Origin of the sequence: Kribbella sp. NPDC051936 (genome assembly GCF_040680955.1) — a bacterium.
Lineage (GTDB): Bacteria > Actinomycetota > Actinomycetes > Propionibacteriales > Kribbellaceae > Kribbella.
In genome coordinates this window covers 25,392-45,031 of sequence record NZ_JBFAXS010000006.1, presented here as the reverse complement: position 1 = coordinate 45,031, position 19,640 = coordinate 25,392, and the positions used below count along the sequence as shown (strand labels likewise).

The window sequence follows — 19,640 nt, the reverse complement described above, 5'->3', positions numbered from 1 at the left end:
TCACGCTCGCGGCGCGCAGTACTGTAACGAAGAGTGTTTATATACTCACTCGTGGTGTGTGGGTTCTTCACACGAGAGTGATGACATCGTGCACTACGCCGACCCTGCTCCGGGCGCCCAAGATGTGGCGGGCACCAACGGAAAGGGGGTCGGACAGTCATGCACGAGAGCTACGAGTTCTACTGCCTTGCGGATCGGCGGTTCTACGAGACGCCGGCCAACCGTGGTGCCCAGCATCCGGATTTCGCGATCACGCAGCGGCCGGTGCCAGGCGGCTGGCGGCACGTGCCGGGCGAGCAGTGGATGCACTACGCGCCGGAGAATCTCCAGCTCCCGCTGCAGGGCTGGAAGGTCCACGTCTCGGCGCGGCTGCAGGACGTCGAGCGGACGCTCGACGCCGTGTGGGAGTACTGCGTCCCGCGCGGCATCGCGTTCAAGTACCTGCGCAACGAGGCCGTCCTGGTGATGGTCAACTCCAAGGCCGCTCCCCGCGGGTCGAGCGGCAAGCTGGTAACGATCTACCCGACCGACGAGGCCCAGCTCGAGCTGGTGCTGAAGGAGCTGAACGAGGTCCTCCAGGGCGTCGCAGGCCCTTACATCCTGAGCGATCTGCGCTACGCCGACGGCCCGCTGTTCGTGCGGTACGGCGCCTTCGTCAGCAGGCACTGCCTCTCGCCGACCGGCGAGCGCGTGCTCGCGATCGAGGACGCCAACGGCACCCTCGTGCCGGACCATCGCGGCCCGACCTTCGTCACGCCGCCGTGGGTCCAGTTGCCGGACTTCCTGCAGCCACATCTCGACGCACGCAACGCGGTCACCACCAACGACCTCGCATACACGATCGACGGCGTCATCCAGTTCTCCAACGGCGGCGGTGTGTACCTCGGCCACCACAACGAGACCGGCGACCGCGTCGTCCTCAAGGAGGGCCGTCCGTACGCCGGGCTCGACATGTCCGGGCGGGACGCGGTCGCGCGGATCGCCCACGAGCGCGACATCCTCGAGCAGCTCGCCGGCCTGGACGCCGTACCGAGGACGCACGACTACCTCCAGCTCGGCGACCATCACTTCCTCGTGCAGGAGCACATCGACTCGGTGTCACTGCAACGCGAGCTGGTCCGGCGGTATCCGCTGACGCACCCGGACGCGACCGAGGCCGACAAGGCCGGGTACGCCGAGTGGGCGACCGCGATGATCGCCAAGGTCGGCGAGGCCGTCGGGCAGTTGCACGAGCGCGGTGTGGTGTTCTGCGACCTGCATCCGGACAACCTGCTTCTCGACGTGAACGGCAAGCTCACGCTGATCGACTTCGAGGTCGCGACCAGGGCCGAGGACCGGGCACGCTCGACGCTCGCCCACCCCGGGTACGCCGCTCCGCCGGACCGGCAAGGCGTCGACGTCGACCGATATGCCCTGGCCTGTATCGCGCTCGGCGTCTACGCGCCGCAGGCGACGATCCTGTTGAATCTCCATCCTGGTAAGGCGTTCCAGCTCGCGGACATGATCGCCGAGACGTTCCCCGTGGCGCGCGACACCCTCGACGACGCGGTGCGTACGATCGTCGGCGCCGACGCGACCAACGAGCTGGACGGCATCGCACTCCCCGGCCGGGCCGGCTGGACCGACGTACGTCAGGCGCTCACCAAGGCGATCCTCGCGAGCGCGACACCGGAGCGCACGGACCGGCTGTTCCCCGGCGACATCGCGCAGTTCCGCGACGGCGGCGGCATCGACCTCGCGACCGGCGCGGCCGGCGTCCTGTACGCGCTGGCCAAGACCGGGGCCGGCCGTTTCCCGGAGTACGACGACTGGCTGCGCAAGCAAGCCGTCAGCACCGCGACGGGCCCCGGGCTGTACGACGGTCTGCACGGCGTCGCCCATGTCCTCGACGAGCTGGGCTACCGGCAGGACGCGCTGGACCTGGTCGACCGCACCCTCGACGACGACTGGAGCTCCCGCGAGCTCGGGCTGCACTCCGGTCTCGCCGGCATCGGCCTGAACCTGCTGCACTTCGACACCGAGCCGGCGCTCCGGGCGAAGGCGGTCCGGGTCCTCGACCTGGTCGCCGACCGGCTGGAGACCGACGTAGCGGAGATCAGCGGCGGGCAGCACGCACGTGCCGGCCTGATGCACGGCTCGTCCGGCCCGGCGTTGCTGTTCCTGAACGCCTTCGAGCAGCTCGGTGACACCGGTCTGCTCGACCTCGCGGAGATCGCGATCCGGCAGGACCTGAAGCGCACGGTGCTCACCGAGGACGGGATGCGCCAGGTCAACCAGGGCTGGCGAACCCTCCCCTACCTGGAAGAGGGATCCGTCGGCATCGCGCTGGTCCTCGAGCGCTACCTGCGCCACCGTCCGTCCGACGAGCTGAACCTGCAGCTGCGGGAGCTGCAGCGGGTCACGCGTTGCGGCTACTACGTCCAGCCAGGGCTGTTCATGGGCCGCGCGGGCATTCTCCTCGCTGCTGCCGTGCTCCAAGACCAGGTCGACGACCTGGTGCACGGTCTCGGCTGGCACGCGATGCCGTTCGAGGGCGGTCTCGCGTTCCCGGGCAACCAGTTGCTCCGTCTCTCGATGGACCTGGCGACCGGATCGGCCGGCGTCCTGCTGGCCCTGGGCACGGCGCTGCACGACGCGCCGGTGTCCCTCCCGTTCCTCGGACCTCCCCAGTGGTCCGAGTCCCCATCCCGACGAACCGCACCGAAGGAGGTGTAAAAACATGGCACTTCTCGACCTTCAGGGTCTGGAGACCCCGGGTTACGGCCACGGCGGCCACCACCACGGCGGCTCCACGCTGACCGTGCTGGGCTGCGCCTCGCAGACCCCGAGCAACCTGAGCCTGCTGCTCTGCCACTGATACGGCACCTGTATTGCCAGGTAGTGAGGCCCTGGGTGGTGACACCGCCCAGGGCCGACCTGTAGCCCCGGGCCTGCCTGCTCGTTGTGTTGGTGGGACAAGGGGAGAGTGAGGTGATCGACCCGTGCAGTCTTATCCATGCGCCGAGCGTCTGACGCTCGTGGAGCAGGTGCACGGTAGTGACGTCGCGGACCCGTACCGCTGGCTCGAGGACTCCGCGGCCGCGCCGACCGAGCGATGGCTGCGGGACCAGGACGAGCTCTGGCTGACGTACGCCGCGTCGCTGACCAGTCGGTTCGGCTGGAAGAACCACGTCCGGCGGTTGTCGGACGTCTGCAGCGTGTCCACGCCCGTCTGGCGCGGAGACCGCTGCTTCACGCTGCGCCGCGCGGCCGGGCAGCAGCACGCCGTCCTGTACGTCGACGAGAAGCCGCTGATCGATCCGAAGCAGCTCGACCCGACCGGCCTGACCACGCTCGACGCCTGGCAGCCCTCGCCGGACGGCACGACGCTCGCGTACCAGCTGTCCCGCGGCGGTGACGAGCGCTCGTCGCTGAGCGTCCTCGACATCGCGAGCGGCCAGGTGGTCGACGGGCCGATCGACGGCTGCCGCTACTCGCCCGTCACGTGGCTCCCCGACGGAAACACCTTCTACTACGTGCGCTTCCGGCAGGTGCGCCGTCACCGCCTGGGCGATCCCGACGACGTCACGGTCCTCGCGGACGAGGCGTCGTACGGCCTGGAGATCAGCGCCGACGGCCGCTGGCTGACGATCTGTACCGCGACCGACGTGTGGCTCGCCGACCTGACCATCGACGCACCGCCGCGGCATCTGCCGCAGGACGCGACGACAATCATGTCAGTGGGTCCGGACGGCCGTCTGTACGTCGTCACCGCGCAGGACTCGACCACCGGGCGGATCTGCGTCGGCGACCCGACCGAGCCGACGGTCTGGCACGACTACCTCCGCCCGGACAAGCCGCTGACCGGCCTGGCGATCCTCGACGACGTGGTCCTGGTCAGCACGACCAACGAGATCACCGTGCACGACCGGGAGAGCGGCCGGCTGCAGACGACCCTGGACCTCCCCGGCAGCGGGTCAGTGGGTGCGTTGACCGCCCACGGCAACCGAGCCTGGTTCAGTTACACGGACAGCGTGACGCCGCCGACCGTCTACTGCTACGACGCGAGCACCCGCACCACAATTGGAGACGTCGCCGCGCGGGAAGCCACGATGCGCCGGCTGACGACCAGAACCGGTGTCGAGCTGCAGGTGATCGGCGAGCCGGGGCCGCGTCCGACGATCCTCTACGGGTACGGCGGATTCGGGCAGTCGCTCACGCCGGCGTACTCCGCCTTCGCGCTGGCCTGGGTCGAAGCAGGCGGGACCTTCGTGACGGCGACCGTTCGCGGCGACGGCAGCTCACACCACGCCGGAACGCGCCACCACAAGCAGAACGTTTTCGACGACTTCATCTCCGCCGCCGAGCACCTGATCGCCGATGGCTGGACCACCGCCGACCAGCTCGCCATCTGCGGCGAGTCCAACGGCGCCCTGCTGACGGCGGCCGCGCTCACCCAACGCCCAGAGCTGTTCGCCGCCGCGGTCTGCTCGGCCCCGCTGACCGACATGGTTCGCTACGAGCTCTCCGGGCTCGGCGAACGCTGGACCGCGGAGTACGGCACGGTGCAGGACGCAGACGACTTCGAGACCCTGCTCTCCTACTCGCCGTACCACCGCGTCGCCGACGGCGTGAAGTACCCGGCCGTCCTGCTGACGGCCTTCGGGAACGACACCCGCGTGGATCCCTTGCACGCAAGGAAACTGTGCGCGGCGCTGCAACACGCGACGGCCGGCAGCCGACCGGTCCTGCTGAGGTTCGAGCCGGACGCCGGGCACACCACCGGCGGCATCGGCCTGGCCGCCGACATGCTCGCGTTCGTCGCGGACCAGACAGGTCTCCGCCGATGATCACCTTCAAGGAGGTGGCCAAGCGGGGGCGGGGCTGGTTGCCGCTGATCGGAGTCAACGCGCTCATCGGCAGCGCCGTCACGCTCGCGCTTCCGGCGGTCCTCGGGCGTTCGGTCGACTCGATCGTGGCCGGCGCCGGGTACACGCGCTGGCTGGTCGTCGCGGCGTCGCTCATCGGGCTCGGCATCGCGGCCAGCATCATCGACGCGTTCGCGGGCGCGGCCTGCGTCGCCGAGACCACGGCCTGGCTCCGCCACCGGCTGGTCCGGCACGTCGTCCGCGGCGGCCCCGGCGGTACGCGCGACTTCGAGACCGGCGACCTTGTCACCCGCGTCTCGGCCAATGCGACCGACGCCGCCCAGGCCGGGCCGGCCGCGGTGACGGCGATCGCGGCGGTCGCTCCCCCGCTCGGCAGCCTCGTCCTGCTGGCCGTGATCGACCCGTGGCTGGCGGCCGCGTTCTTCGGCGGCGTCCTGCTCGTGGTCCTCGTGCTCTGGACCTTCGCCAAGCGGACCGCCGACGTCAGCCTGGCCTATCAGGAGACCCAGGGCCGGATCGCCGCGCTGCTGTCGGAGGCGCTCACCGGCATCCGCACGATCACCGCAGCCGGTACGACGGAGCGCGAGGAGCGCCGCATCCTCGGGCTGTTGCCCGAGCTGCACCGCAACGGTGTCGTCACCTGGCGGATCCTGGCCCGCTCCGGCGCGCAGGCCGCGGTCGTCGGCCCGCTCGTCCTGGTCGCGGTCCTGGCCGTCGGCGGCATCCAGCTCGTCGGCGGCGACATCACCGCGGGAGAGCTGTTCGCCGCCTCGCAGTACGCCGTGCTCGGGGCCGGCCTCGGTAACCTGACCGGCGTGCTCGGCGAGCTCGCCCGCGCCAAGGCCGGCGTCCGGCGGTCCGCCGAGGTGATCGCGGTCGAGCCCGTCGCGCACGGCACGTTGACGCTGCCGTCCGGCCCCGGGCAGCTGACGTTCGACGGTGTCAGCGTGGTCGCCGACGGGAACGTCCTGCTCGACAACGTGAGTCTCGAGCTCCCCGGTGGCCTGACGGTCGCGGTCGTCGGCCCGAGCGGCGCCGGAAAGTCCGTGCTCGCAGCGGTCGCGGCGCGGCTGCGGGACCCGTCGACCGGCCAGGTCTCCCTGGACGGCGTACCGTTGCAGGCCGTCAGCCGGCATGCGCTGCGGAGCGCGGTCGGGTGTGCGTTCGAGCGCCCGCAGTTGGTCGGCCGGACGATCGGCGAGGCGATCGACCCGCACGCGGTCAGCCCGGTCCGCACGCTCGCGGCCGCCCGCGCCACGCATGCCCACGACTTCGTCAGCCGGCTGCCCGACGGGTACCTCACTTCGTTGCACAAGGCACCGATGTCCGGCGGCGAACGCCAGCGTCTCGGCCTGGCCCGGGCCTGGCCGGCCCGCCGTCTCCTGGTCCTCGACGACGCCACGTCGAGTCTGGACACCGCCACCGAACGCCAGATCAGCCGCACTCTCACCGAGGACCGGCACCGCCGCACCCGCCTGATCGTCACCCACCGCCCGGCCACGGCGGCCCGCGCCGACCTGGTCATCTGGCTCGACCGAGGCCAGGTCCGCGCCATCGCCCCCCACGCCGACCTCTGGCACAACACCTCCTATCGAGCCGTTTTCGGATGAAACGAGAGCTGTCGTACGGCGCTGCCGCGCTACGGAAGCGGGCCACGGTCAGGTTGATCGGGTGGTCGGTTCCGGAGATTCTGCCGACGGCGGTGTACGGGGTTGCGGTGGCGCGGGCGACGGACAGCTTTCTGGGTGGCCATGCCTGGCAGGGAATCGCCTGGCTGGGCGGGCTGGTCGCGACCGCCGGTCTGGGCGCGGCCGGTGCGCGTCAGGTGTACGGGCGGCTCGGCGAGCTGGTCGAGCCGTTGCGGGACGATCTGGTCCGGCGGGTCGTCCGCGGCGCACTCCGGACCGCGGACGAAAGCGCCGTCGCCCGCCTGAACCGTCAGGTCGAGATCGTCCGGGACACGTTCGCTGGCCTGGTCCTCGTGCTGCGCAGTTTCGCGGTCACGCTGTTCGGCGTCCTGACCGGGTTGCTGTCGCTCGCTCCGCTCGTCGCCGCCTTCGTCGTACCGCCGTTCCTGCTGGGGTTCGCGTTGTCGCTCGCGGTGCTCGGGATGGCGGCGGACCGTGTGCGTGCGTCACTGACCGCGGACGAGGACCTCGCGGCCTCGGCCGGGATGGTGTTCGGCGGCGTCCGCGACATCAGCGCCTCCGGGACCGAGGAGTATGCCGAATGGCTGGCCGGCGTGCCGATCGACGCGTATGCGGCAGCGGAACGCGCACTGGCGAAGGTTTCCGCGCTACGGACGCTGTGCTTCGCCGTGGGCGGCTGGTTGCCGCTGCTGATCCTGCTCGCGACCGGACCGTGGTTGGTGGGCCGCGGCGTCAGCACAGGTACGTTGCTCGGCGGGCTGACCTATGTCCTGATCGGCCTGCAGCCGGCGCTGAACACGGTGATGAACGCTCTCGGCGACAGTGGTCTGCGCTACGTCATCACGCTCGGCCGGATCCTCGACACGTCGACCCCGACCGACGCGCCTCGCACCGTCGACGTACTCAACGGCTATCAGGTCCGGCTGCGCGGACTGACCTTCGCGTACGGCCTCAGGGCCGAGCCCGTGCTCGACAAGCTCGAACTGACGATCCCCGAAGGCGAGCATCTCGCCGTCGTCGGCCCTAGCGGTATCGGCAAGTCGACGCTGGCCGGGCTGGTCTGCGGCATGCTGACTCCGACCGACGGCCACGTGCAGCTCGGCGGTGTTCCGCCGGCCGATGTCAGCCTCGAGCGGCTCGCGCAGACCCGGGTCCTGATCCCGCAGGAGGCGTACGTCTTCAGCGGCACCGTGCGCGACAACCTCGCCTATTTGTTGCCGGACGCAACAGATCGTCAGCTGGAGCTCGCCGCGAAGACCGTCGGCGCCGAGCAGCTCGTCGAACGTCTCGGCGGCCTGCACGCCACGGTCCGTCCGGGCGAGCTCTCCGCCGGCGAGAAGCAGCTGCTCGCGCTGGTCCGCGCCTACCTGTCGCCCGCGCCGCTCGTCGTGCTCGACGAGGCGACCTGCTTCCTCGACGCGGAGGCCGAGCGCCAGGCCGAGGAAGCCTTCGCCAAGCGCGAGGGGACGCTGGTCGTCATCGCGCACCGGATCAGCTCGGCGCTGCGGGCCAGGCGGATCCTCGTGCTCGACGGCAACAAGGCCACCCTCGGGACACACGCCACGTTGATGCGCACGTCCCGGATGTACCGCGACCTGCACGGCAACTGGACGCCCGGCCCTCAGATCCAGCCCGCGTCCTGAGCCTTCCGGATCGCCTCGATCCGGCTCCGGGAGCCGGTCTTGGCGAGGATCCTGGACAAGTAGTTCCGCACAGTGCCCGCGCTCAGGCTGAGGGTCCGGGCGACCTCCTGCGCGGTCGCGCCGGTGGTCACCTGGCGCAGCACCTCGCACTCCCGCTCGGTGAGCGGGTTGTCGCCCGCCTTCAGCGCGGCCACCGCCAGCCGGACGTCGACCACCGGCAGCCCCTTCGCGACGTCGCGCACGGCCTGCACCAGTTGGTCGGTCGTCGCGTCGGTCGCGATCAGGCCGATCCGCGGCGCCTGCTTCACCAGCGCCAGACTGGTCGCGGCGATCGCCTCATGGTCGATCAGCACCAGCACGCCGCGCCCCGCGAGCTTGCGGCAGAGCTCCTCGATCCGGATCCGGCCAGGCAGCTGCGGGTCGAGCAGGAACACCTCCGGACGTCGCCCCGCCACCTGGAGGACGTCCTCCGAGCGGTCCAGCTCGGCCACCACGTCCAGGTCGTTCTCCGTTGCCAGCACCGCGGCCAGTGCACCACGCACCAACGTGCCACGATGGCCGAGAGCCACTCGGATCACCGCTTCTGCCCCCATCACCGTCTGTCGCCTCACCACCCCCAGCGGTGAAATCCAGCTGCCGGACGGCGGTTGCCCGTGTTTCGATCAACGAGTGAACGCACCGAATGGCACGCACGAATCCACGACCTGCCCCGGCTGTGGCGCCGTACTGCCGGTTTCACAGTGGCCAGGTACGCCGAAGTACAACGCGTCCGGCGCGTGCGCGGAGGTCGCCGGGGAGCTGCTCGGCTTCGAGGTACAGCACGCGGCCCGGCTCGGATACCTGCACCAGCTCCGGATCGACGCGTACGGCGCGCAGCACGTCGCCCCGGCCGCGCCGCGGATCGGGCCGGTGTTCGCGCTCAACGGTCTCTACATGTTCTTCGAACGCGGCTCGGGCAACATCGACGTCCGCACCGCGCACGGGATCATGGCGAACTCGTACGCCGACTGGCCGCGCCTCGTCCCGCCGGCCCGCGTCGGCGAGCTGACGGCGTACGACGTGCTCACCGCGGGCGGCGTCGACGAGGTCGAAGCGGCACTGCTCAAGTGGGCCCGGGAGGTCTGGGAGTCGTGGCCGGACGACGACCGGGAGACCATCCGCGAACTGACCGTTCGACTGGTCCCGGAACGCTGGTTCAAGCGCTGAAAAACTGATCGGTTCCCAGGCGTACAGTGCGGCGTGTCGCGGCCCGGAAACCGTTCTGTTGTTGGGCTTTCGGAAGTTCAGGCTCCGGAAAAACTTCGGGGCAGATCACGGATTGGTCTTGCGTTTCCGGCGATCCTCACACAGGATGACTCAGGTCGCGTCGTTACCGTGGCGTGACCATTCGGACGCTGTCCCGTGACCTGGTCGGCGCCGCGTCCGGGTGCCTCCCCCTGCACGGTGCGTTCCACCATGCCCAAGCTCACGAGGAGCGCTTTCCAGATGTCCAAGGCCCGACATGCGCGCGCCCGGCGAAGCACTCGCCGGGTGGCCCGAACCATCTCCATCGCCGGTCTGGGAGCCGGTATCACCGCCGCCGGCGCCGCTTCGGCGTTCGCGACCGACTACAAGGTCAAGTCCGGCGACACCCTCTCCGAGATCGCCCAGGCCAACGGCGCCGACTGGCACGAGCTGGCCCGGATCAACAACCTGAAGGACCCGAACCTCATCCTGATCGGGCAGACCCTCACGCTCGACGGGGTGCAGAAGGCCGCCGCCGACCCGGCACCGCGGACCACCCAGAAGAAGGCCGAGAAGGCCGAGACGAAGAAGAGCTCGAAGCCGGAGCGCAAGGCGAAGACCAGCCGGTCCGAGGACCGCCCGAAGAGCAGCGGCAAGGCCAACCTGAGCGGCGCCTGGGCGAAGGTCGCGAACTGTGAGTCCAGCGGCAACCCGCGCGCTGTGAACCCGGCCGGCTACTACGGGCTGTTCCAGTTCGACCTGCGGACCTGGCGCAGTGTCGGCGGCTCCGGCAACCCGGCGAAGGCCTCCGCGGGCGAGCAGCTGATGCGCGCGAAGAAGCTCTACGCGCAGCGCGGCGCTTCCCCATGGCCGGTCTGCGGTAAGTACCTGCGCTGAGCCGGACCCGGCCGGGCGGGCGACGGTAGACCGTCCTCACACGCTCGTCCGGCCCACTGGACCGCTTCCCGCCCATCGTGACGGGTCAGTGGCGCACTCATCCGTGAGCGCGATGGGTGGGAAGCACCAGAGTTCAGCTGCGCGTAATGACCAGCATCTGGTCGGCGCCGACCTGGAACTCGTAGGGCACCTTGCGGATCTCGTAGGTGACGCCGTCGAGGGACTCCAGCAGCTCCGGCAGCCACGGGATCGTTGCCCCGGCACCCTGTTGCACCAGCGGGAAGATCCGCACCTCGGAGTTGCTGACCCGGATCAGCTCCCGCAACGCGGCCTCGTGCCAGTCCCGGTCGTACTTGTCGGACCAGGTGAACAACAGATGTGAGCACAGCACCAGCTCGAACCGGCGATCCCCGAACGGCAGGTCCGGCAGGCCCGCGGCGACGTACCGCTCCGGCGCCGCCTCGACGTCCTGCAGGAACCGGTCGGCCGCCTCGATCCGGTACTGGTCCTTCCGCTCCGGCGACCCGTACCAGTGCCAGACGAAGCTCCCTGCATGCTCGTCGACGATGCCCGACGTCGCCGGCAGGCTGCGCCGGACGCTGTCGACGAGCTCGGCATGGTCCAGCTCGTACGCCGGATCGGCGGCGATCGCGTCCACGCCACGGGCCGCAGCCTCGGCCGTGAAGCCGGCGCCGCCCGCACAGCAGTCGAGCACGGACTCAGGGAGTTCCACCAGGTCGAACATCGCTTCGTACTCGGCGTACGAGCGCGAGGTCACCAGCACGGGTCTACCTTTCGACGGTTGTCTTCCGGCGCAACCGGCGGTCGAGGGTGGTCGCCCCCGCCGCCAGAGCCAGGAACAGTACCGCCACCAGCAGACAGTTCAGTAGCACCCGTCCGTACCCGTGCTCGTCGACGTTCACGAACGGGTACGGATAGAAGTGCACGAACTCGCCGCGGATCAGCGTGAACGCGAGCCACAGCAACGGGTACACGATCGACCACCCGACGATCCGCCAGTCGGTCTGACCACGCGGGCCGAACAACAGCCAGCCGAGGACGCCGGCGATCGGGGCGGCAGTGTGCAGCAGGAAGTTCGACACCCAGGCCCACCCGCTCAGCTCGTCCAGCCCGGCCAGCACCGCGTGATAGACGATGCCAGTCACCGCGATGCACAGCACACCGTTGAGCCGCAGTGTCTTGAACACCGCGCCCCGGGTCCGGTCCGGCCACAGCGCGAGCACGAGCACCGTACCGCCGAGCAACAGGTTCGACTGGATCGTGAAGTACGCGAACACGTTGAAGAGGCGTTCGGGCGCGGTGGAGAAGAAGCCCTCCTCGTTCCGCGCCGACAGCGGCAACTGGATCACGATGCCCGCCAGGACCACCGTCACGGTCAGCCAGGTCCAGATACGCCCCGTCGTCGTCATGAACGCAATGTACGACGACCACGAGGCGTACGCCGGGACCTCAGACGGACTCCTTCTCCCGGTCCGGCGCCGCGGCGCCCTCGAAGGAGTAGCTGAACGACACGATCGCGTCGATGACCAGCACGATCGTCCAGGTCCAGGCGGGCCCGAGCGCGGCGTCGTACCCGCGGCCGGAGAGCAGGCCGAGGCCGATCATGATGCCGACGCCGACGACGTACGCGAGCAGGTGCCGGAACCAGCCGGCGCGCTCCCGGCGGGCACGCTCCGGGCCCTTCTTCGGCGGCTTGACCGGACGCGGGGCGCCGGCCATGTAGTGCGCGGCCCACTTGTCGGCCCACTGCAACGTCTGGTGGCCGAAGCCGACGCTGACGCCGATGAAGATCGCGGCCAGCGAGTGCTTGAACGACGGCTCCGCTCCCCGCTGGATGTCCACGACGCTCGCGACCAGCATCACGACGTCGACCAGCGGCACGCCGGCCAGGAGCACCAGACCGATCTTCGGCAGCCGGAGCAGGTAGCGGGCCGCCAGGCCTGCGACGAGCAGGACCCAGAACCCGATCTCACACGCGGCGATGACAGCAAGCAGCACGGTGTTCCCCTCCCGAGTTTTTAAGTACGACCGTGTTGTAAAACGAGACTAACACAGCTGTGCTAAAAAGGACCACATGCCGAAGATCGTCGACCACGCCGCCCGCCGCGAGGAGATCGCCGAAGCGCTGTGGCGAGTGGTCCGCCGGGACGGGATCCGGGCGGCCTCGGTGCGCACGATCGCCGCCGAGGCGGGCTGGTCCGCGAGCGCGGTGCGCTACTACTTCCCCGACCAGGACGGGTTGCTGAGCTTCGCGATGGATCTGGTGTCGCGCCGGGTGACCGAGCGGGTCGCCGCCATCCAGCCGAAGGGCTCCGCGACCACGATCGCGCTGCGCTACCTCGAGGAGGCGCTGCCGCTGGACGCCGAGCGGCGCGCCGAGTTCGACGTCTGGATGGCGTTCATGGCGCAGGCCCAGGCCGAGTCCGGCGCCGGCGGCCTGCGCGCGCACGTCGACACCGTGCACGACGGTCTGCGGCAGCTGTGCGAGTCGCTGCTGAACGCGCTCGCCGAGGACGGCGCGCTCCAGGACGATCTCGACGTACGCCGGGAGGCCGAGCGCCTGCACGCCCTGATCGACGGCCTCGCACTGCACGCCGCCATCCAGCCCGACCGCACCAGCCCGGCCCGGGTCCGGCAGCTGCTGCGCCAGCACCTCGAGACGCTGATGGCGCGGCAGTAACCCCTTGCAAACCTGGGTTTTCGGACAAGAATCGCCGAGACCGGCCTAAAACCGCGCGGCACGTGGCACGATCACCGCATGGAGTCCGAGGGGGTGATCGTCGTCAGTGGAATCATGGCGGCGGGGAAGTCGTCGGTGTCCCAGATGCTCGCCGAGAGGTTCCAGTACGGCGTGCATCTGCGGGGGGACGTTTTCCGGCGGATGATCGTGAGCGGGCAGGCGTCGATGGCCGACGACGTGCTCGCCGCACAACGCCAGCTGCAGCTGCGCTACCGGCTCGCCTGTCAGGCCGCCGACGAGTACGCGAAGGCCGGCTTCACCGTGGTCCTGCAGGACGTGGTGATCGGCGAGCTGCTGCGCGAGTTCCTGGACGGCATCCGGACCCGGCCGCGGTACCTGGTCGTGCTGACGCCCCGGCCGGAGGTCATCTCGACCCGGCTCGGCGGCGCGCACCATCTGGTCGACGAGCTCGACTACGAGCTGCATGCGTTCAGTCCGCGGCGCGGGCTCTGGCTGGACAACTCCGACCTGTCGGTGGGCGAGACCGTGGACGCGATCCTCGGCCGGCTCGACGAGGCGCGCTTCGACTGATGCGGCCGTCGCTACCCGGGGGTAGTTTGAGTGGATGACCGTACGACGGACGTCCTGCAACCTCTGTGAAGCGATCTGCGGCGTGCTCGTCACCGTCGAGGACGGCCGGGTCACCGACATCCGCGGCGACGAGTCCGACCCGCTGTCCCGCGGGCACATCTGCCCGAAGGCGGTCGCGCTCCGCGATCTCCAGGAGGACCCCGACCGGCTGACCACACCGGTCCGGCGGACGGCCGACGGCTGGCAGCAGATCGGGTGGGAGGCGGCGTACGAGCTCGTCGTCGGCAAGCTCACCGGGATCCAGCGTGAGCACGGACGGAACGCGGTCGGGGTGTACCTCGGGAATCCGAACGTGCACAGCCTCGGCGCGCTCACCCATCTGCCGACGATGGTCCGGCAGTTGCGGACCCGGAACCGGTTCAGCGCGACCTCGATCGACCAGTTGCCGCACATGCTCGCGTCGTACCTGCTGTACGGGCACCAGCTGATGATCGCGGTGCCGGACATCGACCGGACGTCGTACCTGTTGATGCTCGGCGCGAACCCGCTGGCATCGAACGGGAGCATGATGACCGCGCCCGGTTTCGGAAAACGCTTGAAGGAACTGCGGAAACGCGGCGGAAAAGTCGTCGTCGTCGATCCGCGGCGGACCGAAACGGCAGCGGTTTCCGACGAGCATCACTTCGTCCGGCCGGGGACCGATGCGGCCTTCCTGCTCGCCCTGATCCATCAGGTCGTCTCCGACGGTCACGCGCGCGTCGCGGCGTACGTCGACGGTCTCGCGGCCGTGGAGGCCGCGGTGGAGAAGTGGACCCCGGAACGGGCCGCGGACATCACCGGAATCCCGGCGGACGCGATCCGGCGGATCGCGCACGAGTTCGCGACGGCCGATCGGGCGGCCTGCTACGGGCGGGTCGGAGTGTCGACGCAGCAGTTCGGCGCGGTCTGCCAGTGGGCGATCCAGGTGCTGAACATCATCACGGGGAACCTGGACCGCCCCGGCGGGACGATGTTCCCGCGGCCGGCTGTGAACGCGTTGCTCGGACTCGGGCGCGGGCACGTCGGCGCCTGGAAGAGCCGCGTCCGCGGCCTGCCGGAGTTCGGCGGCGAGTTGCCGGTGTCGACGATGGCCGAAGAGATCCTGACGCCGGGCGAGGGGCAGATCCGGGCGATGGTGACGGTCGCGGGGAACCCGGTGCTGTCGACACCCGACGGTCGCCGGCTCGACGAGGCGCTGGGGTCGCTCGAGTTCATGGTCGCGGTGGATCCGTACATCAACGAGACCACGCGGCACGCCGACGTGATCCTGCCGCCGGCGCCGCCGCTGGAGCGGGACCACTACGACGTGATCTTCCACCAGCTCGCCGTCCGGAACACCGCGCGGTGGAACGACGCCGTCCTGCCGAAGCCGGCGTCGGCGCGGCACGACTGGGAGATCTTCCGGGACCTGGGGCTGGCACTGGTACGCCGTACCCCGTGGAGCCGGCGCCGCGTACAGACGACGGCACGGCTGCGGTTGTCACCGCGGCGGATCGTCGACGCCGGGCTGCGGATCGGTCCGTACCGCTTGTCGGTCGGGAAGCTGCGCCGGTCACCGGGCGGGATCGATCTCGGGCCGTTGCAGCCGGCGCTGCCCGGAGCGCTGCGGCGGACGTCGAAGCGGATCGACCTCGCCCAGCCGCTGATCCTCGACGATCTGCCGCGGCTGGATGCGCTGACGACCGTCGCCCCCGGCGCGTTGCTGCTCATCGGCCGCCGGCACCTGCGCAACAACAACTCCTGGATGCACAACTCCGCGCGCCTGGTGAAGGGCAAGCCGCGGCACCAGCTGCTGATGCATCCGGGCGACCTCGCCGACCGCGACCTGACCGACGGCCAGCTGGTCACCGTCACCTCGGCGGCCGGCGCCGTCTCGGTTGAGGTTGCCTCTAGCAACGACATGATGCCCGGCGTGGTCAGCCTGCCGCACGGCTTCGGCCACAACCACCCCGGCGCGCGACTTTCGGTGGCCAGTCAGGTCCCCGGACCCAGCGCGAACGACATCACCGACACAGCCTTCGTCGACGCCGTCGCCGGCACCTCCGCGGTCAACGGCGTACCCGTCACCGTCACCGCCGGCTGAGCAGCTCCGACACACGCGGGGTTATCCCCGCCTGTTGGGGGTTCTTCGTTGGCATACCGACGAAGAACCCCCAAGGCGAGGGGTTATCCGTTCGCGCGAGGTGGGGGGCCGGAGCTGTCGCGGATGAGCAGGAGGGGCGTCGAGTAGAGGTGTGACTGGGGTTGGGCGCCGGCCAGGAGGTCCAGCAGGCGGTGGGTCACCTCGGTTCCGTAGCCGACCACGTTGTGACTCAGGGCGGTGAGTGTCGGGTGGGTGATCCGGCACAGCGGCGAATCGTCCCAGGCGACCAGGGTGATGTCGTCGGGGATGCGGAGGTCGAGCGCCTGGACGACGGCCAGCCCGGCCACCGCCATCAGGTCGTTGTCGTAGACGATCGCGGTCGGGCGCGGGCTGGCGGCGAGGACCTCGCGGGTCGCGTCGGCGCCCTGCGTGGCGGAGTAGTCGGTGTGATGGGTCGAGGCCGTCAGCCCGAGCCGGCAGGCAGCCATGTCGTACGCCTGCTCGCGGATCCAGACGTCGCCGAACTCCGGCGGACCGGCCACCCGCGCGATCACCCGGTGGCCGAGCGACGCCACGTGGTCGAGCGCCGCGGTCATCGCCGCGGCGGCGTCCGTCCAGACACACGGCATCCCGTCGGCGAGCGCGGGATCGCCGACCAGGACGGCCGGCAGACCGAGCGTGCGCAGCACCGGGATGCGGGGATCGGCGACCCGCAGGTCGACGACGATCACGCCGTCGACCCGGCGCTCCGCGGCCCACTTCCGGTACGTCGCGATCTCGTCGTCCAGATTCGCGACGACCTGGAGCGCCAGCGAGTACGACTTCTCGGCCAGCACCGCCTCGATCCCGCCGACGAAGCCCATGAAGTACGGCTCCTCGCTCAGCGTCTGCGCGGTCCGGGCCAGGACGAGCCCGAACGTCTCGCTGCGCGCCGCGGACAACTGCCGGGCGGCGCGGTTCGGAGCCCACTGCATTTCCGCGGCGACTTTCAGCACTCGCGCCCGGGTGGCCTCGGACACCCCGGGCCGATTGTTCAGGGCGTAGGACACTGCGCCTTGTGAGACACCGCAGCGCCGTGCGATCTCTTTGATGGTTACGTGCGACACGATGGCACTCCTCCCCAGCGACCGGACCGCTGACGAGCGATCCGGACACTCACAGTGTCCTCCGTCACGCACACCATGTCAGGATCTCCGCACAGAAAGTGACCTGCCCGGGACCAGCGGGCTGAACGGCCTGTCAGGTGACCGCCCAGTCGTTGGGCGGAGGGTGGTGGGGACGGGGCAGGGTGGGATACGGTTGCCGTCGTTACTTAACCGGTTCGGCTTATCAGTCGGCGCCAACCCCAGGGCAGCGGGTGCGGCGCCGCCGACAAGGAGAAACCATGGTCGCAAAGGACCACCTGTCCCTCCAGTTGTACACGGTCCGGGGCAAGCTCGAAGAGGACTTCGACGGCACCCTGGCCCGCATCGCGGAGATCGGCTACACCAAGGTCGAACCCTTCGGTGTAACCGCGTTCGCGGACCGTCTGGCCGAGGCGCTGCCCAAGCACGGACTCTCGGCCCCGACCACGCACGCCGGCCTGCTCCGCGAGGACAGCGCCCCGATCTTCGCCGCGGCGCAGCGGCTCGGCATCACCACGGTGATCGACCCGCACACCGACCCGGCCCGCTGGCAGGCCGCGGACGACGTCAAGGCGATCGCCCAGGGCCTGAACGAGGCCGCGAAGGTTGCTGCCGACCTCGGCATCACGGTCGGCTACCACAACCACCAGTTCGAGCTCGAGTCGACGATCGGCGGCGCGCACGCGCTGGAGATCCTCGCGGACAACCTGTCCGACGAGGTGATCCTCGAGGTCGACACGTACTGGGCCGCGGTCGGCGGCGCCGACGTACCGGCGCTGCTGAAGAAGTTCGGCGAGCGGGTCACCGCGATCCACGTCAAGGACGGCGACGGGACCTTGAACAACAAGGCCCAGGTCGCGGTCGGCGACGGCACCATCGCGGTCCGGGACATCCTGGCCGCGGCGCCGCAGGCGCTCCGCGTGGTCGAGCTGGACGACTTCACCGGCGAGATCTTCGACGCGGTCGAGGGCAGCTACGCCTTCCTCACCGGAGAGGGCGCACCGGCGTGAACGAGCGAAGCGAGTTCACCATCAAGCACAGCGCCCTTCGTGCCTCATCGGCGCCTGCAGCGAAGCGAGGACGACGATGAGCGCAGTCGGCGTAGGTGTGATCGGCGCCGGAGTCATCTCCGACGCCTACATCAAGAGCATGCAGAGCTTCCCGGACCTGAAGGTCGTCGCGATCGGCGACCTTCGGCCGGAGGCCGCCAAGGAGAAGGCCGAGCAGTACGGCATCGAGGCCCACGGGGGTCCCGAGGCGGTGCTGAACAACGCCGATGTCGAGATCGTGGTCAACCTGACCATCCCGATCGCCCACGTCGAGGTGGCCCTCGCCGCGATCGCCGCCGGTAAGCACGTCTGGAGTGAGAAGCCGTTCTCGCTCGACCAGGAGAGTGGCCTGAAGCTGCTGGCGACGGCCCAGGACGCGGGCCTGCGGCTGGGCTGCGCCCCGGACACCATCCTGGGCCCGGGCCTGCAGGAGTCCCGGCGGATCATCGAGCGCGGTGACATCGGTACGCCGCTGACCGCGCTCACCCTGATGCAGTCCCCCGGACCGGAGTCCTGGCACCCGAACCCGGCGTTCCTCTTCCAGGAGGGCGCGGGCCCGCTGTGGGACATCGGCCCGTACTACCTGACCACGCTGGTGCAGCTCTTCGGCCCTGTCGCCGCCGTCGCGGGGATCGGCTCGAAGTCGCGGGACAAGCGCACGATCGGCTCCGGTCCGCTGGCGGGGACCGACTTCGACGTCACCGTGCCGACGCATGTCAGCGCGATCGCGAAGTTCGAGTCGGGGCAGTCGTCGCAGAGCATCTTCAGCTTCGACTCGCCGCTGCCGCGGGCCGGGTTCGTCGAGATCACCGGTTCGGACGCGACCCTCGCCGTACCGGACCCGAACGGGTTCGACGGTGCGATCAAGATCCGCCGGCGCGGCGCGGAAGACTGGGAGACGATCGCCGAGACGAAGGCGGTCGCACAGCGCGGGACCGGCGTCCTCGAGATGGCCCGCGCCATCCGGGCCGACCGGCCGCACCGGGCGACCGGCGCGCTGGCGTTCCACATCGTCGACGTGATGGCGTCCATCACCGACTCGATCGACACCGGCGCGTTCGTGGACGTGGCGAGCACAGTCGAGGTCGCGCCGATCCTGCCCGACGACTGGGACGTCACGGCGGCCACTCTGTGAGCATCCTTCTGGATCCCCGGCGGACCGTCGTGTTCGCCGGGGACTCGGTGACCGACTGCGGCCGCCGTACCGATCCTTCCGGACTCGGCGACGGCTACGTCCGCGAGCTGTCCGACGATCTCGGCGAGCGCCGGCCGGCGATCGTCAACGCCGGCATCAGCGGCAACCGGGCGGCCGACCTGGCTGCCCGGTGGTCCGCCGATGTGCTGGCCCACGACCCGTCGCTGGTGTCGATCCTGATCGGGATCAACGACACCTGGCGGCGGTACGACGAGGACGACCCGACGACGCCCGAGGACTTCGAGGCGTCGTACCGGTCGCTGCTCGACCCGCTGTCGTGCCCTGTGGTCCTGATGGAGCCGTTCCTGCTGCCGGTGAAGGACGGGCAGGAGGAGTGGCGCGAGGACCTCGACCCGAAGCTCGAGGTGGTCCGGAAGCTGGCCGTCGAGTACGGCGCGATCCTGGTCCCCACCGACGTCGAGCTGACCAAGCAGGCCGCGTCGGCCGGTGCGGCGACGCTCGCCGGCGACGGCGTACACCCAACCGCTGCCGGACACCGCGCCCTCGCCGATCTGTGGCGACGGTACGTCCTGGACGCCTGACGTTCCCCTGCTTCCGTGCCTGGCGGGAGCAGCGC

At 70.0% G+C, this 19,640-nt stretch carries 18 protein-coding genes; 13 read left to right on the top strand and 5 right to left on the bottom strand.

The window, feature by feature from the left end:
* Positions 1-159: 159 nt before the first annotated feature.
* The 5 genes from lanKC to AB0L64_RS21245 all read left to right on the top strand — a co-directional run bounded on the left by lanKC (position 160) and on the right by AB0L64_RS21245 (position 8,160).
* A complete protein-coding gene (gene lanKC / locus AB0L64_RS21265) occupies positions 160-2,715 on the top strand; it encodes a class III lanthionine synthetase LanKC (RefSeq protein WP_363712464.1) in 2,556 nt (851 codons plus the stop codon).
* 4 nt (positions 2,716-2,719) lie between these two features.
* A complete protein-coding gene (locus tag AB0L64_RS21260; protein ID WP_130387812.1) occupies positions 2,720-2,857 on the top strand; it encodes a SapB/AmfS family lanthipeptide in 138 nt (45 codons plus the stop codon).
* A 124-nt stretch (positions 2,858-2,981) separates the two neighbouring features.
* A complete protein-coding gene (locus AB0L64_RS21255) occupies positions 2,982-4,829 on the top strand; it encodes a prolyl oligopeptidase family serine peptidase (RefSeq protein ID WP_363712462.1) in 1,848 nt (615 codons plus the stop codon).
* Positions 4,826-6,478 carry an ABC transporter ATP-binding protein gene (locus AB0L64_RS21250; RefSeq protein WP_363712460.1) on the top strand — a complete coding sequence of 551 codons (1,653 nt, stop codon included), beginning with the start codon at positions 4,826-4,828 and terminating at the stop codon, positions 6,476-6,478. Before AB0L64_RS21255 ends, AB0L64_RS21250 begins: the two co-directional genes overlap by 4 nt.
* A complete protein-coding gene (locus tag AB0L64_RS21245; RefSeq protein WP_363712458.1) occupies positions 6,475-8,160 on the top strand; it encodes an ABC transporter ATP-binding protein in 1,686 nt (561 codons plus the stop codon). The genes AB0L64_RS21250 and AB0L64_RS21245 overlap by 4 nt, the downstream gene beginning before the upstream one ends.
* Here AB0L64_RS21245 and AB0L64_RS21240 read toward each other — a convergent pair.
* Positions 8,139-8,738, bottom strand: coding sequence for a response regulator transcription factor (locus tag AB0L64_RS21240; RefSeq protein WP_363712456.1), 600 nt, complete (start codon positions 8,736-8,738; stop codon positions 8,139-8,141). The genes AB0L64_RS21245 and AB0L64_RS21240 overlap by 22 nt on opposite strands.
* Before the next feature lie 91 nt (positions 8,739-8,829).
* On the opposite strand from AB0L64_RS21240, the gene AB0L64_RS21235 reads away from it, so the two are divergent.
* Positions 8,830-9,366, top strand: coding sequence for a DUF5946 family protein (locus tag AB0L64_RS21235; protein ID WP_363712454.1), 537 nt, complete (start codon positions 8,830-8,832; stop codon positions 9,364-9,366).
* A gap of 324 nt (positions 9,367-9,690) precedes the next feature.
* Positions 9,691-10,281, top strand: a complete 591-nt coding sequence (locus AB0L64_RS21230; protein WP_363712452.1) for a transglycosylase family protein — start codon at positions 9,691-9,693, stop codon at positions 10,279-10,281.
* Between the two features lie 133 nt (positions 10,282-10,414).
* Here AB0L64_RS21230 and AB0L64_RS21225 read toward each other — a convergent pair whose 3' ends face one another.
* Genes AB0L64_RS21225 through AB0L64_RS21215 form a run of 3 tightly spaced genes read right to left on the bottom strand, consistent with a single transcriptional unit; the run spans position 10,415 to position 12,300 of the window.
* Entirely contained in the window at positions 10,415-11,065 is a 651-nt protein-coding gene (locus AB0L64_RS21225) for a hypothetical protein (RefSeq protein ID WP_363712450.1), read from the bottom strand.
* A gap of 4 nt (positions 11,066-11,069) precedes the next feature.
* Positions 11,070-11,711 carry a Pr6Pr family membrane protein gene (locus AB0L64_RS21220; RefSeq protein WP_363712448.1) on the bottom strand — a complete coding sequence of 214 codons (642 nt, stop codon included), beginning with the start codon at positions 11,709-11,711 and terminating at the stop codon, positions 11,070-11,072.
* Positions 11,712-11,751: 40 nt separating this feature from the next.
* Complete coding sequence (locus AB0L64_RS21215; protein ID WP_363712446.1) at positions 11,752-12,300, bottom strand: 2TM domain-containing protein; 549 nt, start codon at positions 12,298-12,300, stop codon at positions 11,752-11,754.
* A 76-nt stretch (positions 12,301-12,376) separates the two neighbouring features.
* Between AB0L64_RS21215 and AB0L64_RS21210 the strand changes: the two genes are divergently transcribed.
* From AB0L64_RS21210 to AB0L64_RS21200, 3 genes are all read left to right on the top strand, one after another.
* Positions 12,377-12,982, top strand: a complete 606-nt coding sequence (locus tag AB0L64_RS21210) for a TetR family transcriptional regulator C-terminal domain-containing protein (RefSeq protein WP_363712444.1) — start codon at positions 12,377-12,379, stop codon at positions 12,980-12,982.
* A 78-nt stretch (positions 12,983-13,060) separates the two neighbouring features.
* Positions 13,061-13,573, top strand: a complete 513-nt coding sequence (locus AB0L64_RS21205) for an AAA family ATPase (RefSeq protein ID WP_359931742.1) — start codon at positions 13,061-13,063, stop codon at positions 13,571-13,573.
* 34 nt (positions 13,574-13,607) lie between these two features.
* The gene (locus AB0L64_RS21200; protein ID WP_363712441.1) at positions 13,608-15,695 is read left to right on the top strand and encodes a molybdopterin-dependent oxidoreductase; all 2,088 of its coding nucleotides are present in this window, start codon (positions 13,608-13,610) and stop codon (positions 15,693-15,695) included.
* Positions 15,696-15,778: 83 nt separating this feature from the next.
* On the opposite strand, the gene AB0L64_RS21195 is transcribed toward AB0L64_RS21200, so the two are convergent.
* The gene (locus AB0L64_RS21195; protein WP_363712439.1) at positions 15,779-16,801 is read right to left on the bottom strand and encodes a LacI family DNA-binding transcriptional regulator; all 1,023 of its coding nucleotides are present in this window, start codon (positions 16,799-16,801) and stop codon (positions 15,779-15,781) included.
* A gap of 278 nt (positions 16,802-17,079) precedes the next feature.
* Here AB0L64_RS21195 and AB0L64_RS21190 point away from each other — a divergent pair, with 278 nt between their 5' ends.
* The 3 genes from AB0L64_RS21190 to AB0L64_RS21180 all read left to right on the top strand — a co-directional run bounded on the left by AB0L64_RS21190 (position 17,080) and on the right by AB0L64_RS21180 (position 19,605).
* Positions 17,080-17,829 (top strand): sugar phosphate isomerase/epimerase, encoded by a 750-nt coding sequence (locus AB0L64_RS21190; RefSeq protein WP_363712437.1) that lies wholly within the window; start codon positions 17,080-17,082, stop codon positions 17,827-17,829.
* Between the two features lie 76 nt (positions 17,830-17,905).
* On the top strand, positions 17,906-19,003 hold the full coding sequence (locus AB0L64_RS21185; protein WP_363712435.1) for a Gfo/Idh/MocA family oxidoreductase: 1,098 nt from the start codon (positions 17,906-17,908) through the stop codon (positions 19,001-19,003).
* Positions 19,000-19,605, top strand: a complete 606-nt coding sequence (locus AB0L64_RS21180) for an SGNH/GDSL hydrolase family protein (RefSeq protein ID WP_363712433.1) — start codon at positions 19,000-19,002, stop codon at positions 19,603-19,605. Before AB0L64_RS21185 ends, AB0L64_RS21180 begins: the two co-directional genes overlap by 4 nt.
* Positions 19,606-19,640 lie beyond the last annotated feature (35 nt).